General features: G+C 72.1%; 21 protein-coding genes. 6 read left to right on the plus strand and 15 right to left on the minus strand.

Annotated features, from left to right (window positions below):
* Nucleotides 1–73 precede the first annotated feature (73 nt).
* Nucleotides 74–1,672, minus strand: coding sequence for an HNH endonuclease signature motif containing protein (locus tag ASD90_RS14515; RefSeq protein ID WP_056757952.1), 1,599 nt, complete (start codon nucleotides 1,670–1,672; stop codon nucleotides 74–76).
* Between the two features lie 115 nt (nucleotides 1,673–1,787).
* Between ASD90_RS14515 and ASD90_RS14520 the strand changes: the two genes are divergently transcribed.
* The gene (locus ASD90_RS14520) at nucleotides 1,788–2,255 is read left to right on the plus strand and encodes an N-acetyltransferase (protein ID WP_056757955.1); all 468 of its coding nucleotides are present in this window, start codon (nucleotides 1,788–1,790) and stop codon (nucleotides 2,253–2,255) included.
* Nucleotides 2,256–2,351: 96 nt separating this feature from the next.
* Here the strand turns inward: ASD90_RS14520 and ASD90_RS14525 are convergent, their stop codons facing one another.
* On the minus strand, nucleotides 2,352–3,626 hold the full coding sequence (locus ASD90_RS14525; RefSeq protein ID WP_056757958.1) for a class I SAM-dependent RNA methyltransferase: 1,275 nt from the start codon (nucleotides 3,624–3,626) through the stop codon (nucleotides 2,352–2,354).
* Nucleotides 3,623–5,584: an APC family permease gene (locus tag ASD90_RS14530; protein WP_056758878.1), complete on the minus strand. Its 1,962-nt coding sequence runs from the start codon at nucleotides 5,582–5,584 to the stop codon at nucleotides 3,623–3,625. The genes ASD90_RS14525 and ASD90_RS14530 overlap by 4 nt, the downstream gene beginning before the upstream one ends.
* A gap of 205 nt (nucleotides 5,585–5,789) precedes the next feature.
* Between ASD90_RS14530 and ASD90_RS14535 the strand changes: the two genes are divergently transcribed.
* Together ASD90_RS14535 and ASD90_RS14540 are read left to right on the plus strand one after the other, a co-directional pair.
* The gene (locus ASD90_RS14535; RefSeq protein WP_056757962.1) at nucleotides 5,790–6,452 is read left to right on the plus strand and encodes a TrkA family potassium uptake protein; all 663 of its coding nucleotides are present in this window, start codon (nucleotides 5,790–5,792) and stop codon (nucleotides 6,450–6,452) included.
* Nucleotides 6,453–6,474: 22 nt separating this feature from the next.
* On the plus strand, nucleotides 6,475–7,161 hold the full coding sequence (locus ASD90_RS14540) for a TrkA family potassium uptake protein (RefSeq protein WP_056757965.1): 687 nt from the start codon (nucleotides 6,475–6,477) through the stop codon (nucleotides 7,159–7,161).
* 23 nt (nucleotides 7,162–7,184) lie between these two features.
* Here ASD90_RS14540 and ASD90_RS14545 read toward each other — a convergent pair whose 3' ends face one another.
* The 5 genes from ASD90_RS14545 to ASD90_RS14565 form a co-directional block, all read right to left on the minus strand.
* A complete protein-coding gene (locus tag ASD90_RS14545) occupies nucleotides 7,185–7,928 on the minus strand; it encodes a DUF3159 domain-containing protein (protein WP_082588749.1) in 744 nt (247 codons plus the stop codon).
* Complete coding sequence (locus ASD90_RS14550; protein WP_082588793.1) at nucleotides 7,921–8,316, minus strand: OB-fold nucleic acid binding domain-containing protein; 396 nt, start codon at nucleotides 8,314–8,316, stop codon at nucleotides 7,921–7,923. The genes ASD90_RS14545 and ASD90_RS14550 overlap by 8 nt, the downstream gene beginning before the upstream one ends.
* Nucleotides 8,317–8,359: 43 nt before the next feature.
* Entirely contained in the window at nucleotides 8,360–9,133 is a 774-nt protein-coding gene (locus ASD90_RS14555; protein WP_056757970.1) for a DUF3710 domain-containing protein, read from the minus strand.
* A 103-nt stretch (nucleotides 9,134–9,236) separates the two neighbouring features.
* Nucleotides 9,237–9,734, minus strand: coding sequence for a dUTP diphosphatase (dut, locus tag ASD90_RS14560; protein WP_056757973.1), 498 nt, complete (start codon nucleotides 9,732–9,734; stop codon nucleotides 9,237–9,239).
* A gap of 53 nt (nucleotides 9,735–9,787) precedes the next feature.
* On the minus strand, nucleotides 9,788–10,087 hold the full coding sequence (locus ASD90_RS14565) for a DUF4193 domain-containing protein (protein ID WP_020145516.1): 300 nt from the start codon (nucleotides 10,085–10,087) through the stop codon (nucleotides 9,788–9,790).
* Between the two features lie 350 nt (nucleotides 10,088–10,437).
* Between ASD90_RS14565 and ASD90_RS14570 the strand changes: the two genes are divergently transcribed.
* Nucleotides 10,438–10,623: a hypothetical protein gene (locus tag ASD90_RS14570; protein ID WP_056757977.1), complete on the plus strand. Its 186-nt coding sequence runs from the start codon at nucleotides 10,438–10,440 to the stop codon at nucleotides 10,621–10,623.
* A 131-nt stretch (nucleotides 10,624–10,754) separates the two neighbouring features.
* On the opposite strand, the gene ASD90_RS14575 is transcribed toward ASD90_RS14570, so the two are convergent.
* From ASD90_RS14575 to ASD90_RS14585, 3 genes are all read right to left on the minus strand, one after another.
* Complete coding sequence (locus tag ASD90_RS14575; RefSeq protein ID WP_056757979.1) at nucleotides 10,755–11,642, minus strand: inositol monophosphatase family protein; 888 nt, start codon at nucleotides 11,640–11,642, stop codon at nucleotides 10,755–10,757.
* Nucleotides 11,643–11,653: 11 nt separating this feature from the next.
* Nucleotides 11,654–12,781 (minus strand): ferrochelatase, encoded by a 1,128-nt coding sequence (locus ASD90_RS14580; RefSeq protein WP_056757983.1) that lies wholly within the window; start codon nucleotides 12,779–12,781, stop codon nucleotides 11,654–11,656.
* 63 nt (nucleotides 12,782–12,844) lie between these two features.
* On the minus strand, nucleotides 12,845–13,480 hold the full coding sequence (locus ASD90_RS14585) for a trimeric intracellular cation channel family protein (protein ID WP_056757986.1): 636 nt from the start codon (nucleotides 13,478–13,480) through the stop codon (nucleotides 12,845–12,847).
* Nucleotides 13,481–13,629: 149 nt separating this feature from the next.
* On the opposite strand from ASD90_RS14585, the gene sepH reads away from it, so the two are divergent.
* Nucleotides 13,630–15,093, plus strand: coding sequence for a septation protein SepH (sepH, locus tag ASD90_RS14590; protein WP_056757989.1), 1,464 nt, complete (start codon nucleotides 13,630–13,632; stop codon nucleotides 15,091–15,093).
* Nucleotides 15,094–15,256: 163 nt separating this feature from the next.
* On the opposite strand, the gene ASD90_RS14595 is transcribed toward sepH, so the two are convergent.
* From ASD90_RS14595 to ASD90_RS14610, 4 genes are read right to left on the minus strand one after another with little or no spacing between them, the layout of a single operon-like run.
* A complete protein-coding gene (locus ASD90_RS14595; protein WP_056757993.1) occupies nucleotides 15,257–15,949 on the minus strand; it encodes a thymidine kinase in 693 nt (230 codons plus the stop codon).
* 11 nt (nucleotides 15,950–15,960) lie between these two features.
* Nucleotides 15,961–17,121 carry an alkaline phosphatase family protein gene (locus ASD90_RS14600; RefSeq protein ID WP_056758884.1) on the minus strand — a complete coding sequence of 387 codons (1,161 nt, stop codon included), beginning with the start codon at nucleotides 17,119–17,121 and terminating at the stop codon, nucleotides 15,961–15,963.
* Nucleotides 17,122–17,131: 10 nt separating this feature from the next.
* Nucleotides 17,132–17,731, minus strand: a complete 600-nt coding sequence (locus ASD90_RS14605) for a DUF5998 family protein (RefSeq protein WP_056757996.1) — start codon at nucleotides 17,729–17,731, stop codon at nucleotides 17,132–17,134.
* A 60-nt stretch (nucleotides 17,732–17,791) separates the two neighbouring features.
* A complete protein-coding gene (locus tag ASD90_RS14610) occupies nucleotides 17,792–20,491 on the minus strand; it encodes a bifunctional GNAT family N-acetyltransferase/acetate--CoA ligase family protein (protein ID WP_082588751.1) in 2,700 nt (899 codons plus the stop codon).
* A 55-nt stretch (nucleotides 20,492–20,546) separates the two neighbouring features.
* Between ASD90_RS14610 and ASD90_RS14615 the strand changes: the two genes are divergently transcribed.
* Nucleotides 20,547–21,167, plus strand: coding sequence for a nitroreductase family protein (locus ASD90_RS14615; RefSeq protein WP_056757998.1), 621 nt, complete (start codon nucleotides 20,547–20,549; stop codon nucleotides 21,165–21,167).
* The last annotated feature ends 13 nt before the right edge of the window (nucleotides 21,168–21,180 follow it).

Consider the following 21,180-nt stretch of genomic DNA (forward strand, 5'->3'; position numbering starts at 1 on the left):
CAAGTCCTCGGGAGGCAACGGTGGCTGTGTCGCCGGCCCGTCCGTGGTCACCCAGCCTCACGCTGAGGCTGGCTCATGCAGCCTCGAGCCTCAGGTCCGCCGGGCGGGTCACGTAGAAGCGTCCGGTCGGCGAGGTCCATGTGCATGTGCCGTCGGCATCCATGGTCAGCGTCCAGCCGGCGTGGTGCTTGAAGCCGTGGTGGCTGCGGCACAGGCAGACGAGGTTGGACTCGGAGGTCGAGCCGCCGGGGAAGGGTACGACATGGTCGAGGTCGCACCGTCGTGCCGCGACGCCGCACCCCGGGAAACGACAGGTGCGATCGCGGTCTCGAATCCGCTGGGAGAGAGCGGCATTGGGTCGATATCTGGCTGGGTCACGCGCGACCGTGACGCCGGTCGACGCGTCTGCTCGAGTCACGCGCAGCACGACATCAGGGTCGGACAGAACCTCTGCCAGCACCGCCGAGAGCATCCAGCCGAACCGTGGATGTCGGACGCCGACCTTCGGCGGTCGCCATCGTCTCTCGCGCTCGAAGAGCTCGGACCCGATCGCGTGCTCCGACGCGAGCCGGGGACCCGCGATGAGTCCCAGGTCATCGGAACAGGCGTCGACCGATGCCAGCAGGTTGGGGCCATACGGCGGACCCTGCTGACGAGACGTGGCGCCGGGACGCAGGTCAGCCACCGGGATGGAGGAGGGAGCCTCTGCGCAAGCGAGGTCTGCGACAGCGTCGCCATGGCCCGGGGCCGCCGCGCCGCGCTGATCGTCCATCGCGGGGTCGGTGAAGGTGGGGACGACCAGCTCGACGGTCGTGGACACCTGAGCGCTGCCCAGCAGCAGGTCGAGGAAGGCGTCCGCCCGGGCCTGGTCGATCGAACGGGCAGGATCAGCGCGCACGTACTCGTGAGCCAGCTCGTCGACGGCACCCCACGCCTGCATCGAGTCCCGCGCGGGCAGCGAGGCCTTCCACCACGTCGTACCTGGGTCGAGTCCCGGCTCCACCCGGACGAAGCGGTCACGCAGACCGTGCTCCGATCGACGATGAACGGCCGCCGGGTCGATCGCCATGGCGGCACGCTCGCACTCTCGTCGGAGCCGAGCGGGTGTCAACGACTCCACCCCGCCTCCCTCGACGACGACGGCGTCGAAGGCCGGGCGGCCATCGACCGCGACGAGTCCGGCCCGGTCCACCATGACGCCGGTCTGCCGCGGGGTGAGCCGCCCGTCGAGCGCGGACGCCAGAGTGCGCGGGAGGTCCTCGACGAGGCAGAGGGCATCCGAGACCCGCGACTCGGCGCCACGGGGGGTCGAACGCAGGATGGGCGCGACGCTGGAGGCGACGATCTTCACCGACGACGGGCGGTACTCGGACCCGTCGGCCCAGTCCCCGTCGAGGTCTGCGAGATCGAGCTCCTCACGGCGCACGCAGGCGGCCAGGGCCAGGTCCTGGACGGCGCTGAGGACGTTCATCGCGCGTTGCGCGACGGCAAGGACCGCCTCGGCGCTCGCCGTGTCGAGGGTGCGCAGGCGCTCCGGCACCACGCGACACACGACGGCTGCCTGCGCGACCGGCGCCAGCGCATCGAAGACATCGGCAGGGATCTGGGTGAGGAACGCAAGCACGCCAGCGGCAGCGACCTCGCTGCTCTCGATGGCGCTCCCCAACTCCATGATCGAACACTAGTACGAGCCACCGACAGTCACTGTCGTGGCAGACGCGCACCGACGGCCACCCAGGCCCGGTTCCGGACGTCTGGCCCCGCAGGGCTCTTGCTAGGTTCGCCAGGTGGACATCACACGGATCGGACCCGCCGACTGGGAGAGGTTCCGTAGGGTGCGGCTGGCCTCGCTGTCCGAGTCTCCAGCGGCCTTCGGTTCGCGACATGCCGACTGGGTCGACGCCCCGCCCGAGCGCTGGCAGTCCCGCCTGACCCTCGTTCCCTTGACGCTCCTGGCGCACGAAGCGACGACAGATCTCGGTGTCGTCAGCGGACAACCTGTCGGCGAGGCGTGGGTCGAGCTCATCTCGATGTGGGTGGCCCCCGCTGCACGAGGCACGGGTGTCGCCGGCCGGCTCATCGACGCGGTCGCGGACTGGGCGGCGGCTCAGGGCAGGACGACCTACCTGATGGTCCGCAGCGACAACACGCCCGCGAGGAAGTCCTATGAACGGGCTGGATTCGTCGACATGGGCGTCCCGGACGACTGGCCCCCCGACGAGCCCCCCGAGCACCGCATGGAGCGGCGCCCCTGACACCGGCTCGCCCGTGAGCGTGTGGCGCCCACGGACCACGCCGATGACCCGTCGACGAGGAGGAGGAGCCCGCCCAGGGCGGGGACCGCCCGGCCGTCAGGCCTGAGGTCGCGTCGACTCGCCTCGTGGCTCCAGCACGGCGATGCACTCGACGTGGTGGGTCATCGGGAAGGCGTCCCAGGCCTCGAGCGAGACCAGGTCGTAGCCATGGGTGCCGGCCGCCTTGACGTCTCGGGCCAGGGCCGACGGGTCGCAGGCGACGTAGACGACGCGGCGCGGGCCCATCTGCGCGAGCAGCCCCATGACGTCCTTGCCGGCGCCGGTGCGGGGAGGGTCGAGCACCACGAGGTCGGCGGTGACGTCCTGTCCGACGAGCGAGCGCAGCTCCCGGTCGACGCGGTTGGCACGCCACTCGACGTTGTCGAGGTGCTCGGTGTTGGCCGACCCGTTCTCGACGGCTCGGCGGTCGCCCTCGACGCCGAGGACGACGCCGTCGGGCGCGACGAGCTCAGCGAGGCGCATCGTGAACAGTCCCGACCCGGCGTAGAGGTCGAGGACGCGGTCGCCTGGCTCGGCCCCGAGCAGCGTCGTCACGCGGGTCAGGAACGTCGAGGCCGCACCCGGGTGCACCTGCCAGAAGCCCCGCGCGGCGACGACGTACTCGCCCTCCCAGTCCCCGTCGCGAGCGAGCTCGCCGACGAGACCGCCGCCGCCCCCTCCCTCTGGCGCGGGCAGCGGGACGAGCACGGGCTCCTCGGGGTGCACGGCATCGACGACGTCGACCGACTCGAGGTCGGGCCACTGGGTGTCGAGCACCCCGGAGCCGATGACCCCGCGGGTGGCGATCAGGCAGTCGTCGACGGGCACGACGTCACGCGACCGGTGGCCGCGCAGCCCGGCCCTCCCGGCTCCGTCGACAGCGAACTCGACGCGGGTGCGCCACCGCAGGCCCGCCTCGTCGCCGGGCACCGGCTGGACGTCGACGTCGACGTCGAGACCGGCAACGCGCGCGAACTGCTCGCGCACGACGGCCGACTTGAGCGCCCGCTGCGTGGCGAGCGACGCGTGCTGGAAGTCGCAGCCGCCGCAGCCTCCCGGGACGGCATAAGGGCACGGGGCCTCGACGCGTCCGGGCGCTGCTTCGAGCACGTCGACAGCATCGGCGCGGACGAAGCTGTCACCGACGCGCCCCTCGGTGACGCGCGCGACGACGCGCTCGCCGGGCAGCGTGTGGCGGACGAAGACGACCTGCCCCTCGTGCCGGGCCACGCAGTGACCGCCGTGGGCGACGGGGCCGACCTCGACGGTCCACTCCCGGCCCACGAGCGACTCTCCGCCGGCGGCGCGCTCGCGGTTCTGGCGACCGCTCACAGCGCCCCGCCACGCACGGACCCGCTGATCGGCGGCTCATCGATCCAGTCGCGCTCGGCGCCCTCGGACGACTGGAGCTGCCACGGGACGCTGACGACCATGACACCCGGGGTGAAGAGCAGCCGGGCCTTGAGCCGCAGGGCGCTCTGGTTGTGGAGCACCTGCTCCCACCACTTCCCGAGGACGTACTCCGGCAGGTAGACGGTGACGATGTCGCGCGGGTTGCCGCTGCGGATCGAGCGGACGTAGTCGAGGATCGGCTTGGTGATCTGGCGGTACGGCGAGGACAGCACCTTGAGCGGGACCGGGATCTCGCGCTTGTCCCACTCGTCGAGCAGCGCCTGGGTCTCGTCGGGGTCGACGTCGACGGTGACCGCCTCGAGGTAGGAGGGGCGGCTCGCCCGGGCGTACGCCAGCGCGCGCATCGTCGGCTTGTGCACCTTGGAGATGCAGACGATGGCGTGCACGTGGCTCGGCAGCATCGGGCGCTCGACGTCCCAGTCGATCGCCAGCTCGTCGCGGACTCGGTTGTAGTGCTTCTTGATCCCGAGCATGAGCGCGAAGAGGACGACCATCGCGAGGATCGCGTACTTCGCGCCCGCCTGGAACTTCGTGACGAGCACGACGATGAGCACCGTCGCCGACATGGCGGCACCGACGGCGTTGATGACGCGCGAGCGCTGCATCCGCGCCCGTTCCTTGGGGTTGCGCTCGAGCCTGAGGTGGCGCGTCCAGTGCCGCACCATCCCGACCTGTGAGGTGGTGAAGGAGACGAACACCCCGACGATGTAGAGCTGGATCAGTGCGGTGACCTCTGCCTTGAAGACGATCACGAGGACGATGGCGGCCCCGGCCAGGATGAGGATCCCGTTGCTGAAGGCGAGCCGGTCGCCGCGCGTGTGCATCTGCCGCGGCAGGTAGCCGTCGCGGGCAAGGATCGAGCCGAGCACCGGGAAGCCGTTGAACGCCGTGTTGGCAGCCAGGACGAGGATCAGGCCGGTGACGATCGAGACGAAGACGACGCCGATCGGGAAGTTCGAGAAGACGGACTCGGCGAGCTGGCCGATCGCCGTGTGCTGCACGTAGGAGTCGCCGACCGGCTGCCCGTCGCGCAGCAGCTGGGCGCCGGGGTCGTCCGCGATCTTGACGCCGGTCCACTGGCTGAGCGCGATGATCGACCCGAGCATGACGATCGACAGCGTCCCCATGAGCAGCAGGGTCGTCGCGGCGTTGGTGCTCTTCGGCTTCTTGAAGGCCGGCACGCCGTTGCTGATGGCCTCGACGCCGGTGAGGGCGGCGCAGCCGGACGAGAAGGCCCGGAGCAGGAGGAACGCCGCGGCGAGCCCGGTGAGGCCCTGGCCCTCCTCGGGCTTGAGCGTCAGGCCCGCGCTCTCGGCCGGGGTGAGGCTGCCGGTGAAGTGCTGGAAGAAGCCGTAGATGCCCATGCCGATGATGGCCAGCATGAAGGCGTAGACGGGCACGGCGAAGGCCTTGCCCGACTCCCGGACGCCGCGCAGGTTCATCGCCGTGAGGAAGGCGATGAGGGCCACGGCGACGATGACCTCGTGCCCGCGCACGAACCCGAGCACTGTGGCGGCGTTCTGCACGCCGGACGAGATCGACACCGCGACGGTGAGCACGTAGTCGACGAGGAGGGCGCTGGCGACGGTGAGTCCCGCCCGGGGTCCGAGGTTGACGGTCGCGACCTCGTAGTCGCCGCCGCCCGAGGGGTAGGCGTGGACGTTCTGCCGGTACGACGCCACGACGACGACCATGACGAGGACGACCGCGATCGTGACCTGCCAGCTGTGCGTCGCGACGAAGGTCCCACCGGCGAGGCCCAGCATGAGCAGGATCTCGTCGGGCGCGTAGGCCACCGAGGAGAGCGCGTCGCTCGCGAAGATCGGCAGCGCGAGCCGCTTGGGCAGGAGGGTCTCCCCGAGCTTGTCGCTGCGCATCGCGCGACCGAGGAGGAGGCGCTTGAACAGCGAACCGGTACCGGGCACGACGCAACTGTATGACGGATCGTTCCGCTGCACTGACCCACTCGGGACGTCGTGGACACGGCCCCGAGAACGTATGCCGTCCCGACCGTTTCGCCCGCCCGGGCAGCCTGCGTGACCTGCGGGGTGGGCGATGGGCTCACGGTGTAGCGTCGCGTCCGTGCACTTCGTCATCATGGGTTGCGGCCGCGTCGGGTCGACTCTCGCCCGCACCCTGGGCCGCAACGGCCACGACGTCGCCATCATCGACGCGGACGCCTCCGCGTTCCGGCGGCTGGGCACCTCCTTCGAGGGCCAGACGGTCACGGGCATCGGTTTCGACCGTGACACCCTCATCGCCGCCGGCATCCGGGAGGCCTACGCGTTCGCGGCCGTCAGCAGCGGCGACAACTCCAACATCCTCGCCGCCCGCGTCGCGCGCGAGACGTTCGGGGTCGAGCACGTCGCGGCTCGCATCTACGACCCCCAGCGCGCCATGGTCTACCAGCGCCTCGGCATCCCGACCGTCGCCACCGTGCGCTGGACCTCCGACCAGATGATCCAGCGGTTGCTGCCCCAGGGCGCCGTGCCCGAGCTGACCGACCCGAGCGGCAAGATCGTCATCGCCGAGGTCCCCCTCGCCGAGGGCTGGATCGGGCGGCACTTCACCGACCTCGAGGAGCAGACCGGGGCCCGGGTCGCCTACGTCACCCGGCTCGGCGAGGGCACGCTCCCCCGGCCCGACATGGTCGTCCAGCAGGGCGACCTCGTGCACCTCACCGTCCCGCGCGACGACCTCGCTCGCGTCGAGCGGCTCTGCGACCAGGCCCCGGCCGCCCACTGACCGGCACAGGAGAAGAAACCCCATGCGCGTCGTCATCGCCGGAGCCGGAAGCGTCGGCCGCTCCATCGCCCGTGAGCTGCTCGGCAACGGCCACCAGGTGCTGCTCATCGACAAGGACGCCGACGACGTCCAGGCCTCCCGCGTGCCCGAGGCCTCGTGGCTGCTCGCCGACGCGTGCGAGCTCGCCGCGCTCGAGGAGGCTCGGCTCGAGGAGTCCGACGTGTGCGTCGCCGCCACCGGCGACGACAAGGCCAACCTCGTGCTCTCGCTCCTCGCCAAGACCGAGTTCGGCGTCCCGCGCACCGTCGCGCGCGTCAACAACCCCAAGAACGAGTGGATGTTCGACGAGTCGTGGGGCGTCGACGTCGCGGTGTCGACGCCCCGTCTCATGACGGCCCTCATCGAGGAGGCCGTGAGCATCGGCGACCTCGTGCGCATCTTCGAGTTCCAGCAGGGCCGGGCCTCGATGGTCGAGATCACCCTGCCCGACGGCAGCCCGTTCGCCGGGCGCCGCGTGGGCGACGTCGACTGGCCCACCGACACCGTGCTCGTCGCGATCATCCGCGAGGAGCGACCGCTCGCCCCCACGCCCGACGACGCGATCGAGGCCGGTGACGAGCTGCTCTTCATCACGACGACGGAGCAGGAGGACCGCCTCCAGGACCTCGTCGCGCCGGGCGAGCGGCACCACACGACCCTCGAGGACTGACCCCGAATCGCCGGCGGCGACCGTCAGGCGATCCTCGAGGGGTCGATCGGGGTGCGGCCGCGGAGCAGGATGGCCCCCATCGCCGTGATGGCGAGCAGGTAGGCGGGCCAGCCGAGGACGACCTTGGCCACGCCCAGCGCGGCGACCTGCTCGGCGAGGTAGAGCGGCACCATGATCGAGAGCCGCACCACGTTGAGCGCGATGAGCACCCAGGCCAGCCGGGCGGCGACCGTGACGATGCCCGAGTGACGCCGCCACCACGTAGGGTCCTCCGCGAAAGCCTCGGGCTCGGCCACCCCGACGACGAAGCCGAAGAGCGGCCACCGGGTCAGGTTCGTCACGAGCAGCAGCACGAGCAGCCCGGCGTTCTGGAGCATTCCAGGCAGGAAGGCGTCCTCGGCCCGACCCGACCGGAGCGCGAAGAAGGCGGAGATGCCCACGCCCGCAGCGGCATACGCGATGAAACGAGGGTCCTGGCGCTGGGCGAGCCGCACGAGGAGGAGGACGCCCACGAGGACGCCGGCCACGATCAGCGACGTGCGGAGGTTCTCGGTGCGGGCCCACACGAGCGCGAAGGCGAGGGTGGGCACGGCCGACTCGACGGCGCCGCGCCAGCCACCGAGAGCCTCGGACAGCTTGTCGCGCAGCAGCTCCTCGACGGTGTCGTAGCGGCGCAGGTCGGCCTCGGAGCGGACGATCGCGTCGCCCTCACCCGCGCCCTCACCCTCGCCGCTCGGCACGGTGGTCCTGCCCTCGGCGTCAGCCATGCGCCTGCCCCGCCCGGCCGATGATCTCGTAGGCCGGGTTGAACATCGTCTTGACCTTCCGGCGGGTGGTGATGCGGCCCGTGGCCTGGATCTTGCACCCGGGCACGATGCCGGCGATGCGCCGACGGCCGAGCCACACGAGGTGCAGCGACTCCGTGCCGTCCCAGACCTCCACGTCGAGCGCGGGCGTCTCCTCACGGGGGCGCAGGGTCACGGACCGCACCTCACCGCGCACGGTGACGGTGATGCGCTGGGGAGCGTCGCCGATGTGCACGACGCCCACGAGGTCCGAGGACTCACGGCGCAGCTCGGCGGCCTCGTGCTCGTGCGACGAGCGCGTCAGGCGCTCGGTGAGGCGACGCAGCGCGCCGGGCTGGCCCGTGGTCACGAGCGCGTCCCGGCGGGACGCGGTGCGGGGCACGGGCCGGTCATCAACGGACCTCGGTGATCTCGGGGCCGCGTTCGAACGGGTTGAGGTCGGGCCCGCCGGCCGCGTCGGCGTCACCGGGCTCGCCCGCCTGGGCGGCGCCGTCGGCGTCGGGCAGGCGCAGCGGCAGCAGCTCGCGTGGCGGCATGGCCTCCTCGCCACGGTCGATGACCGTCGTGCGGATGACGTCGTGCACCGCCTCGGCGGCAGCGGGCTCGATCGCGGCCCGGCCCGAGACCACGGCGCGGAGGAACCAGCGGGGCCCGTCGACGCCGACGAAACGGGCCGGCATGAAGACGGTCCGGCCGTCCGGGCCGGCCTGGGGCATCCGCGTCAGCAGCTCCTCGCCGAACTCGCCGGTGAGGACCTCGGCGGTGCCACCGGCATCGACGATGCTCGCGGCGATCTCGTTGCGGATGTCGATCCAGACGCCCTCGGTGCGCGGTGCGGCGAACGCCTGCAGCTGCACGGCCGACTCGCCGATGACGGCGGTCACTCCGGTGATCTGCTGCTCCTGCTCGTTGACCTCGAGGCGCAGCTCCATGCCCTGCTGCCCGCGCAGCCAGATGGCGCCGAGGTTGAGGTAGTCGGAGTCGTCCTCGACCTCGCTGCGATCGAGCGGGCGGGATGTGACCGCGGCGACGCCGTCACCGTCGGCCTCCCCGTCGAGCCCGGCATCCGCGCCGAATTCGTCCTGGTCGAGGTCGTCGGTCAGGTCCGCGTCCACGGCACCGCCGTCCGGGCGGTCCTTCGACTTGCCCCGGCTGAAGAGTCCCACGTCATTCCGTCCTTAGAGTCCTGCTGCCCGGCGGGCGTCGTGCCCGGCCGGAGAGGTGGTCGTCGCGGCGCTGACGCAGCGCCCGGCGAACCGTATCCGATGATCACGCCCCGGTGGGCGTCTCCCCCGCTGTCGGCGAGGCGGCGCCCGCGGGACCGAACCCACCGGTGGATCCGTGTCCAGTGTCCCCCCGACGGGTCTCGTCGAGCGAATCGACCTCGACGAACCGCGCCCGCTCGACGCGCTGGACGACGAGCTGGGCGATCCGGTCGCCCCGTCGGACCGTGAACGGCTCGCGCGGGTCGAGGTTGACGAGGTTGACGAGGATCTCCCCCCGGTAGCCCTCGTCGACGGTCCCGGGGGCGTTGACGATCGAGATGCCGTGGCGGGCCGCCAGCCCCGAGCGTGGGTGCACGAACCCCGCGTGACCTGCCGGCAGGGCCAGGGCGACGCCCGTCGGGACGAGCACCCGCTCCCCCGGGGCGATGGTCACGTCGACACGTGAACAGAGGTCGGCGCCGGCGTCACCGGGGTGCGCGTAGCCGGGCAGGGGCAGGTCGGGGTCGAGCCTCCGGACCGGGACAGCACAAGGGTCGGTCACGAGGACCGACCCTACTTGCTCCTGGCCGTGGTGCTGCCCGGGGTGGAATGCGCTCAGGCCGCGCACTCCGTGCAGATCATCATGCCGTTGCTCTCCTTGGCGAGCTGGCTGCGGTGGTGGACCAGGAAACAACGCCCACAGGTGAACTCGTCGGCCTGCTTGGGCAGGACGCGCACCGACAGCTCCTCGCCGGAGAGGTCGGCGCCGGGGAGCTCGAAGCCCTCGGCCTGCTCGGTCTCGTCGACGTCCACGCTGGACGACGTCTTGTCGACCCGACGGGACTTCAGCTCCTCGATGGAGTCTTCGCTCAGATCGTCGTCAGTCTTGCGTGGCGCGTCGTAATCAGTTGCCATCTCGTTGTCTCACTTCTACTCGTGCTGCGCCTTGCGGTCTGTGACGCGGAGAACGCTCGTGGGCTCGTGCTTGTTCCCGAGAAACCCCGTGCGGTCAACGGCGTTGTTAACAGCGACGAAACATGTCCGCGTGCGCGTATGGTGCCCGATCCCCACCGCGTTGTCACGTCGTCCGAGCCAAGGCCTGAGACGGGACCCGCCGGCACCGCCCACACCTGCCCTTTTCGGACCAACAGTTCACCTGCGCTTTGCCATCCGTCGACCATCGCGGGTGCACATTGGGGTTCCTACGGCGCGGTAGGGTCTCCGGACTCGACCGATCGACAACCCCAGGCCCGGAGGTGGCACCCATGACCGAGTTCGTCGACCAGATCAGGCAACGTGTCAACGACGCGCTGGGCGACCTCGCCGACGCGCGACAGGCGGGGGACGACTACCGCGTGCAGGTGCACACCGGCGAGCTGGAGTCGTTTGCCCGTCTGGCCACGGAGAACGGCATCCGCGTCCCCGAGCTCGAGCCGTTCCAGGCGGCCTGAGCGCCGTCCCGGCGACACACCACACGACACGAGCGGGCGTATGCCGTCCGCTCCCCCAGGACGACAGAACGCCCCACCCGGCTCGGCCGGGTGGGGCGTTCGTCGTGTGCCCTCGCCCGAGAGCGTGACGGTCAGTCGGCTGCGCCCTCCGGCGCGCCGAAGAGGGCGCGCACCTGCTCGACGAGAGCGGGCCCGGCAGCGACGGTGAGGGCTGCGCCGGGCGAGGAGTCGGGGCCGTCCCCGGCACCGACGACGACACCTCCGGCCTCCTCGACGACCAGCCACCCCGCTGCGAGGTCCCAGGCGTTGAGCCCCGTCTCGGCGTAGGCGTCGACGGAGCCGTCGGCGACGCGGACGAGGTCGAGGGCTGCGCTGCCGATGCGCCGGATGTCGCGGACGAGGGGCAGGACCCGCAGGAGCACCTCGGCCTGGCGGGCTCGTACTTCCGGGGCGTAGCCGAAGCCGGTCGCGAGCAGCGTGCGGGCGAGGCGGTCCTCCGACGAGACCGAGAGCCGGGTCGGGGCCACGCCCTCGGCCGGGTCCTCGGGGCTGGTCCAGGCACCGGTGCCCCGACCGGCGTGATGGACGAGATGCCGGCACGGGTCGGCGACGGCGCCCGCGACCGGCGTCCAACCGCCCTGCGACCGGGCGTCGCCGACGACGACGGCCACGGACACGGCATACGCCGGGATCTCGTAGAGGTAGTTGACCGTGCCGTCGATGGGGTCGACGACCCACGTCAGGCCTGAGGTGCCGGTGACGTCGGCACCCTCCTCCCCGAGGATGCCGTCGTCGGGGCGGGCCGCCTGGATGAGCCGGTGGAGCAGCTCCTCGGATCGTCGGTCCATGACGGTCACGACGTCGGTCTCGGTCGACTTCGTCGCGGCGACACCCATCCGGGGCGGGCGCTCGTCGCGGATGAAGCGCGAGGCCTGCACGGCGAGCTCGACGCAGAGCCGCTCGAGCTCCTCGACGGTGACTCCTTCGGGCAGGGCGGGCACGGGGCGTGTGGTGGTCATCGCGGTGCCCCTCAGTCGCTGCCGCACATGGCCGGTCGGGCCTGGCGCAGGTTGGGGCAGCAGCCGGGCGCGCACACCGAGGGCATCCTGCCCTCGAACTGCGGCACCACCTCGCCGCGGGCCTCCGCCGCGCGCTCGAGCAGCGCGTCGACGAGATCGCGCACGAAGACCGCGTCCGTGCCGACCGTCGGGACGCGCAGGTGCGTGAGGCCGAGCTCGTCGGCCGTCTCCTGCGCCTCGGTGTCGAGGTCGTAGACGACCTCCATGTGGTCGCTGACGAAGCCGATCGGGGCCGTCACGATGGTGCGGACGCCCGCGGCCGCCAGCTCACGCATGCGGTCGTTGACGTCGGGCTCGAGCCACGGCTGGGTCGGGGGACCGGAGCGCGAGCAGAAGACGAGCTCACCCGTGAGGTCTCGCCCCAGGACCCGGTTCGCCTCGTCGGTGAGCTGCGACGCGAGCGCGAGGTGCTGACGCTGGTAGAGGTTGCCCTCCCCGTCCCCCGGCCCTGACGTGTCGTCCATGGCGTCGGGGATCGAGTGCGTCACGAAGAGCAGCGCGATCTCGGAGTCGGGGGCGCCGTCGAGAGCACGGAGCGAGCGGACGAGCTTGCCGGCGTTGGCCTCCGCGAAGCCGGGACGCGCGGCGTACTGCGCGACCTTGTCGATCTGCAGCTCGACGCCGTCGTCCGCCACCGTGGTCGCGGCGTCGGCGAGGTTCTCGCGGTACTGGCGACAGGAGGAGTAGCACGAGTAGGCGCTCGTCGTCAGCGCGACGACCCGGCGGTGTCCGGCGGCGTGGCTCTCGCGCAGCGCGTCGTCGATGAAGGGCTCGCTGTTGCGGTTGCCCCAGACGATCGGCGTGTCGATGCCGCGCGCGTCGAGCTCGGCGCGCAGGGCCGCGATGAGCGCGCGGTTCTGGTCGTTGATCGGGCTGCGACCGCCGAAGTGGTGGTAGTGCTCGCCGACGGCCTCGAGGCGCGCGTCCGGGATGCCCCGGCCGGCCGTGACCCGGCGCAGGAAGGGCATGACCTCCTCGGGACCCTCCGGACCGCCGAAGCCGAGCAGGATCACGGCGTCGTACGGAGCGAGCGGCGAGGGCTGGGTCGGGTCGGGCGTCGGTGGTGCGTCTGGTGTCATGTCTCCGCCATCGGTGGGTGAGCAGGGTTCGTGGGGCCGGTCGCCCGTGGTGCGCCGAGCGCGTCAGGTCGGGTTGGAGCGCAACGGGGTGGGGGCGTTGAGGTCGAGACGGACGGCCAGTATCCGCAGGGCGAAGACGAGACCCGCCGCGGTCCAGAGCACCCAGTCCTGGAGCGACCCGAGCTGGGCTGCGACGACGACGAGGACCGACCCGAGCATGGCCGGCACGGCGTACAGCTCGCGGCGCAGGACCTCGGGCACCTGGCCGGCCAGCAGGTCGCGCGCCACCCCACCCCCGACGGCCGTGATGACCCCGACGAGGACGGCCGCGATGGGCGACACCCCGGGCGTCGTCACGGCCTTGAGACTGCCCGACACGGCGAAGGCCGCGAGACCGGCCGCGTCGAGCACCCGGACGAAGCGGGTGATGCGCTCGACACCCGGGTGGAAGAGGAAGGTGACGAGTCCACCGAGCGTCGCGGCGGTCAGCAGGCGCCAGTCGCTGATGCCGACGGGCGGGATGTCGCCGATGAGCAGGTCGCGCACGATGCCGCCGCCGAGGGCCGCGGCGCAGGCGAGCACGAGCACCCCGAAGAGGTCGAAACGCTTCTTGACGGCGACGAGCCCACCGGAGAGCGCGAAGACGAACACGCCGACGAGGTCGAGGGCGAGCTGCGCGGACGCGAAAGTGGTAGGCATGCCAGAGCAAACGGTACCCGTGCGGCGTGGTCGCTTTGGTGGGCACCCGGGCCGGTGGCATGCTCGACAGCACGGCGCACCGGCCGGCACGAGAGACCGGAGCACCATCACGGCAGGACCACGCAGACTCGGTACCGGGAGACCCACCCATGCAGCACCTCAGGCTCGTCGGCGTCCACGAGGACGGATTGCACCTGCTGCTGGCCGACGACGAGGGCAACCGCTTCTCCGTCCCGCTCGACGAGTCGCTCCGGGCCGCGGCGCGGCGCGACCGACCGCGGCTGGGCCAGCTCCAGATCGAGATCTCCGGTGGGCTGCGGCCCAAGGACGTCCAGGCGATGGTCCGCGCCGGCATGACGGCCGAGGAGGTCGCCGAGCGCGCGGACTGGCCGGTCGAGAAGGTCCACCGCTACGAGGGCCCGATCCTCGCCGAGCGCGAGCACATCGCCGGCCTCGCCCGCCAGGTCCGGCTCCGGCCGCGTGGAGGCTCGCACGGCGCGGCCCCGACCCTCGACGAGCGCGTCACCGAGCGCCTGCGCACCCGCGAGATCGACTCCGTCAGGACCCGGTGGGACTCACGTCGCACCGACAAGGGCGCCTGGACCGTCCTGCTCCTCTTCACCGCCGGTGGTCGCGAGCGGGAGGCCGTCTGGCAGTTCGACCCACTCGCCCGCACCGTCACGGCCGTCGACGACGAGGCCCGATGGCTCAGCGAGGACGAGGACCAGCAGGCACCCGGCCCGATCCCGGCCCCGCACCTCAGCGCCTCCAACCGTCCGAGCCGCGTCTACGACGTCGAGGCCGAGGGGGGCGTGGGCGCGTCGACGATGCGGCGCCGCGAGGGCGAGACCGTCGACCTCATGGCCGCCATGCGCGAACGCAGCGCCCAGCGCGGTCGTCGTCGCCGTCCCAAGTCCACCGAGGTCCCGGGTCTGGACGAGGCGCCCGAGGAGGCCCTGCCCCTGCAGGAGCTCGCGGGCGACCCCCGCGAGGAGCTGCCGCCCCCGGCGCACACGCATCCCGAGGACGACCCTGAGGTGGTCAAGACCGGGTCGGTCGAGCAGCGCGTCGGGGTCGACGCCACCCGGCGCAAGGCGCGGCGCACCGAGCCCACCCAGCCGGTGCGGCAGGCGCCCGAGCAACCGACGACCTCCCCCTCCCAGCCCGACGTGGCGGACGTGTCGGCGACGCCGGCCGAGCCCGCCCACGAGCCCGCCCACGAGCCCGCTGCGGACGAGCCGGCCGAGGGGGCCGTCGCTGGTGCTGCCGACGCGGCATCAGACGACCTCGAGGACGCCGCTACCGAGGTCCTCGCGGACCCGGACCCGGATCCGGTCCCCGTCGAGCGGCAGCTGCGTCCGGGAGCACGCCGACGCGAGGAGCCGCGGCCGCTGTCACGCGCCCCCGCGGTCCACGACACGCCCTCCCCCGGTCACGACTCTCCCGTCGAGGCCGACGGCCCCGAGGACGACACCGCCTACGACGTCGTCGAGCAGCGGGCCGCTGCGCCGGCCGCCAAGCCCGTCCCCCGCCCCGCGCCTCCGGCGCGCAAGTCGGGACGGCCCAGTGTGCCGAGCTGGGACGACATCATGTTCGGCCGCAAGAACGACTGAACGAAACCCCGTCCCTCTGGCCCGACCACCATTTTGGGGCCGCGGCCACTGGATCGGTCCGCGACCTGGCCCCAGGCCCACCATTCGGGGACCGCGGCGCTCGGGGTGCGGCGCCCTCCGAGCCCGCCGGACGGCATACGCCCTCGGTGGACGGCGCGGCGGCTCAGTCGGCCTGGGTGATCGGCAGCGGCGGCAGCGGGCACACGTCGAGGTCGAACGGCAGCACCGCGGGCGAGATGGCCGCGGCACGCGCCGCGTGCGAAGTCATCCGGCGCATGTAGTGGCGGCGGCAGAGCACCTCGTACTCGACGAGGCCGGTCGTGCCGGGCTTCGTGTCGCCGACGACGACCTGCTCGCCCTCGACGACCATGACCCCGTCCATGACCCGCGCGTTGGTCGTCGCCCGACGGCCGCACCAGCAGAGCGCCTCGACCTGGAGCACCTGCACGCGGTCGGCGAGCTCGATGAGCCGCTTGCTCCCGGGAAAGAGCTCGGTGCGGAAGTCCGCGGTGATGCCGAAGGCGAACACGTCGACGTCCATCTCGTCGACGATCCGCGCGAGCTGCTCCACCTGGTCAGAGGTGTAGAACTGCGCCTCGTCGCAGATGAGGTAGTCGATGCGCGTGCCGGCCGTGGCCCTGTCGACGATCGCCTCCCAGAAGTCGAGGTCGTCGCGGACCTCGAGCGCACCCGTGGACAGACCGAGTCGGGAGCTGAGCACGTTGGTGCCGGCACGGTCCATCTTGGTGAAGATGAGGCCCACGCGACCCCGCGCCCCGTGGTTGTGGTCCATCTGGAGGGCGAGGGTCGACTTGCCGCAGTCCATGGTCCCGGAGAAGAAGACGAGCTCAGCCACGAGGCACCACCCTAGGCGCCCCGGCGGGGTGGCACCACGACCACCGGCACGGCGAGTTCCGCATCGCTCGTCGAGCCGTGCAGGCCGAGCAGAGCGACCACCTCGCGGCGCATGAGCCCCGAGTGCACGACCGCGAAGGAGCCCTCCGTCACGACGAGGAGGTCACCGATGCGGCCCTCGACGCCGGCCCGCACTGGGCCGAACCAGCCCTCGTCGACGGCCCGCTCGCGCGTCAGGATCCGTGCGCGGTCGCCGAGGCGCGCCGTCCAGGCAGCCTCGACGTCCGTGGCGGCACCGGCCTCGGCGTAGAGCTGGAGGTTGCGCGGCTCCCCGCCGAGGTGGCGCACGCCCGACATGAGGCCCGGCTCGTGCACGAGGTCGATGCGGTCGTGGAAGGGGACGTCGACCATGCCGTGGTCCGCCGTGACGACGATCGACGTGTCGTCGGGGACGCGAGCGGCGAGCTGGCGCAGGGCGGCGTCGACCGACTCGACCTCGTCACCCCACTGCCACGACTGGCAGCCGTGGACGTGGCCGACCTTGTCGACGTCGCCCCAGTAGAGGTAGACGAGGGCGCGCGGTGTGGCCCGCACTGCAGACACGGCGGCGGCCACGCGGTCGTCGAGCGTGCGTGCGGCCCGGAACCGTCCGCCGCGCAGGGCGGCGGTGGTCAGGCCCGAACCGTCGAAGTAGTGAGGCCCCACCATCGTCACCGGGACACCGGCGTTCTCGGCGGCCTCGAAGACCGTCTCGTTGGGCTGCCAGGCGCGCGGGTCGGGCCCGTCCTCCCACGACAGCTCGTTGAGCAGCCGGTCGGTGGCCGGGTCGAGCACCTGCATGCCGACGAGCCCGTGCGAGCCCGGCGGCAGCCCGGTGCCGAAGGTCCCCATCGAGGTCGCGGTCGTCGTCGGGAAGCCGCACGGCACCCGGTGCGCGGTGCCGAGGTGGCTGCGGAGGAAGGGCGCGTGGCCGCTGCGCTGGCGCAGCAGGTCGTGGCCGAGCCCGTCGACGAGCACGACGACGGTGCGCGGGACCGCGGGCAGGTCGAAGACGTCACGGCCGGCATACCGCTGCACCCCGAGGCGGTCGGCGACCGACGGCAGCACGGATGCCAAGGTGCCCGCCGACCAGTCGGTCGGGGTCGGGGCGTGAGCGGTCACGTCGTCGGCCACGGCGCCGGCGTCAGCGGGCCGTGCCGCCACCGATGCTCGCGGAGAGCACCCGGGCGAAGCTCATCGCGCGGCCCACGGCGTCCTCGCCGTCGGCGGCCGAGCTGATGCGCAGCGAGATGTCGTCGGAGGCGATCGTGCCCTCGAAGCCGTGGTCGGCCGTGCAGTCGGGATCGCCACACTGCGCCGGGATCATGTCGAGCCGGCTCACGGCGCCCCACCCGAGGGTCAGCGTGAGGTCCCGCCCGTGCGTGCCGGGGGCGAAGGTGTCGGGCTGTGCGACGACGTGCGTGAGCATGACGCCACGGACCGCGGCGAGGGGCACCGTCTCGGTCGTGGCCGTCGCCATGAGCTTGTCCTCGGACTCGGCGTGGTCGTCGGCGTGGGCGATGACGAGCCGGAGCGGCGTGACGACGAGCACGGTGACGTGGCGACGCACCGTCTCGTGGTCGAAGGTCGTCTCCTGGTGCACGAGGTGCGAGACGACCTCGTCGTCGGCGATCGCCGACTCGACGACGTCACAGACGAGCGAGGGGTAGTAGCCGGCTCGGGTGATCGCCTCGGTGAGGTCTTCGGGTAGGGCTCGGCCGGTGCCCGGGGTGACGCGTCGCATGCCCCCATCCTTGCACCCGCGCCGGCATGACCCCTCCGAGCGGTCCACACGTCCGCGCCGTCAGGTCATCCGGCGGCGACCGGGGTCCTTGCGCACGAGGGGCGGCCGCACGACGACCTCTGCGCCGAGCACGTCGACACCACCGGTCCACGCGTTGACCGGGTTGAGCTCGACCGACGAGAGCTCGGGGTGGTCGTCGGCCAGCACCGACAGCCGCGCGATGAGGTCGGCGAGCGCCGCCCGGTGCACCGGCGCGGCGCCGCGGTGGCCGCTGAGCAGCGGCGCCGCCTTGACGCCGTCGATGAGGTCGGTGACGTCGACGTCGGTGAGCGGCGGGATGCGGTGGGCGACGTCGCCGAGCAGCTCGGTGGGTGGGCCGGCGACGGAGAAGCTGACGACCGGGCCGAAGAGCGGGTCCTCGCTCGCGCGGATGACGCAGGACACCCCGGGGACCGCCATGCGCTGCACGACGAACCGGTCGGCCCCCAGGGGCCCGAGACGCTGCGTCAACGACGTGTGGGCGTCGCGGACGGCCTCGGCGTCGACGAGGTCGCCGCGGACCCCGACGAGTCCGGGCTGGTGGCGCACCACCGGCGACGTCGACTTGAGGATGACGGGGTAGGTCAGCTCCTCGGCGGCGGCCACCGCGGCGTCGACGCCCGAGACCTCCACGGCCGGCCAGACGCGTATGCCGTAGGCGCCGAGCAGCTCTCGCGCCTCGTCGCGCGTCAGCGCGCGACCCTCGGGACTGCCCGCGAGGTAGCCGTCGAGGAGCGACTCGGCGCGCACCCGGTCGATGCCCACCGGGGCGACCTGGGTGCCGCGGTCGCGCTGGCGCCACAGGGCATAGCGGGTGACGGCGTTGAGCGCGCGGATGCCGTCCTCGGGCATGGAGTACGCCGGCACGGAGCGCCGCACGCCGTGCTGCTCGTAGGCGAGGCCGTCACCCACACCACGCATGCCGAGGAACGTTGCGACACACGGCTTCTCGTGATCGGCAACGATGGTGCGCACCGCCATGTGCACCTCCTCGTCCTGCGTCACGAGAGGTGGGATGAAGGCCGCGACGACGCTGTCGACCTCCGGGTCGGCGAAGGCGGCGTCCAGGGCCGCGGCGAACTCCTCGGCCGACGCCTGCGGCGGCAGCGAGACCGGTCCGTGCGTCACCTTGAGCCCCCAGCTGACGCAGGCACTCGCGCTGAGCGCACCGAGGGCGTCGGAGTTGCCGACGATGGCGACACGGTCGCCCTTCGGCAGCGGTTGGTGGAGCGTCAGCTGGGCGACGTCGAAGAGCTGGTGGACGTTCTCGACGCGGATGACGCCGGCCTGGCGCAGCAGGGCGTCGAACGCCTGGGGCGGCACGTTGGTCACCCTCGTGCGGTGCCCGGGAGGGGCGGCGAAGCTCGACACCCCGGAGCTGACCACGACGACCGGCTTGACCGCCGCGAGCGCCCGGGCGATGCGCGAGAACTTGCGTGGGTTGCCCATCGACTCGAGGTAGAGCCCGACCGTGTCGGTCTCCTGGTCGTCGATCCAGTACTGCATGAGGTCGTTGCCCGAGACGTCGACCCGGTTGCCGGCCGACGCGAACACCGAGATGCCGAGGCCCCGTCGCGCCGCCGAGGCGAGCACCGCGACGCCGAGCGCGCCGCTCTGGGCGAAGAGCCCGAGACGACCCGACTCGGGGATGACAGAGGCGAGCGTGGCGTTGAGGCGCACCGAGGGGTCGTTGTTGATGAGGCCGAAGCTGTTGGGGCCGACGACACGCATGCCGGCGCGACGCACCCGACGACGGAGCTTCTCCTGCAGGCGGATCCCTTCCTCACCGGCCTCGGCGAACCCAGCGGACAGCACGAGCAGCGCCTTGACCCCGGCCTTGCCGCAGTCCTTGACGACGTCGATGGCCTGCGCCGCGGGGACCACGACGACGGCGAGGTCGACGGGCTCGGGCACGTCGTGGATGCTCGGGTAGGCCGTGAGGCCCTGGATCCGGTCGGCCACCCGGTGGATCGGGTAGAGCTCGCCCCGGTAGCCCGCGGCGAGGATGTTGCGCATGACCAGCGCGCCGATCGACTCCTCACGCCGGCTGGCGCCGATGATCGCGACGCGCTCGGGGAAGAGGATCGTGTGCATGCTCCGCGACTCGGCGCGGTGCTCCCGCGAGAGCTGGACGGCCTTGCTCTGCTCGGTCGGCGAGATGTCGAAGGAGACCTCGACGACGCCGTCCTCGATGTGGTGCGTGACCTCGTAGCCCGCCTCCTTGAAGACGGTGAGCATCTTGCGGTTCTGCGGCAGCACCTCGGCGACGAACCGGTTGATCCCCATCTCCTGTGCGATGGCGGCCAGGTGCTCGAGCATGACCGACCCGATGCCCTTGCCCTGGTAGTGGTCCGAGATGTTGAAGGCGACCTCCGCCGACGTCGGGTCGATGCGGTCGTAGCGGCCGATGCCGATGATCTCGCCGTCGAGGGTCGCGACGAGGGCGACCCGGTCGTGGTGGTCGACGTGCGTGAACCGGTGGAGGTCGCGGGCGCTCAGCTCGCGCAGCGGCGCGAAGAACCGCAGGTAGATCGACTCCTCCGACTGGAGGCTGTGGAAGTGGCGGATGCCGTCGGCGTCGTCGGGCGTGATCGGCCGGACGTGCGCCACGGTGCCGTCCCGGAGGACGACGTCGGCCTCCCACTCGACGGGGGCACCCGTGGCCTGCGCCGAGACCCGCTCGATCGCACCGGTGTCGTCGCTGAGCTCGCCACCCTCCATGAGGTCATCGTGTCACGTCGGGCTGCACGACCTCAGGAGATGGCAGTGTGGTCGCATGGAGTTCACCGAGGTCGTCCGCTCCCGACGCATGGTCCGCCGCTATGACCCCGACCGGGCGGTCCCCCGGGAGGTCGTCGAGCGGTGCCTGGCCAACGCGGTGCGCTCCCCCAGCGCCGGCTTCAGCCAGGGCTGGGACTTCCTCGTGCTCACCACGCCGGCCGAGCGCGACGCCTTCTGGGAGGCCACGACGGACCCCGGCGAGGCGAGCGACCCCTGGCTCGACGGCATACGGGCCGCTCCGGTGCTCGTGCTGTGCCTGTCGCACAAGGACGCCTACCTCGACCGCTATGCGGCGCCCGACAAGGGCTGGACCGACCGCGACGAGGCCCACTGGCCGGTGCCCTACTGGGACGTCGACACGGGCATGGCGTCGCTGCTCATCCTGCTGACCGCCACCGACGAGGGGCTCGGCAGCCTCTTCTTCGGGGTGCCCCCGGAGCGCCACGACACCGTCCGCGAGGCCTTCGACATCCCGCCCAGCCGGAGCATCGTGGGCGTCGTGTCAATCGGGTATGCCGTCCCGGGACCCAGGAGCCCCAGCCTGCGTCGGCACCGGCGCAACGGCCGCGAGGTGTCCCACTGGGGCCGTTTCGGCGTGGCAGGTGAGGAGGCGTGACCACCCTGCGCGA

It is taken from the genome of Terrabacter sp. Root181, assembly GCF_001428505.1.
Lineage (GTDB): Bacteria > Actinomycetota > Actinomycetes > Actinomycetales > Dermatophilaceae > Terrabacter.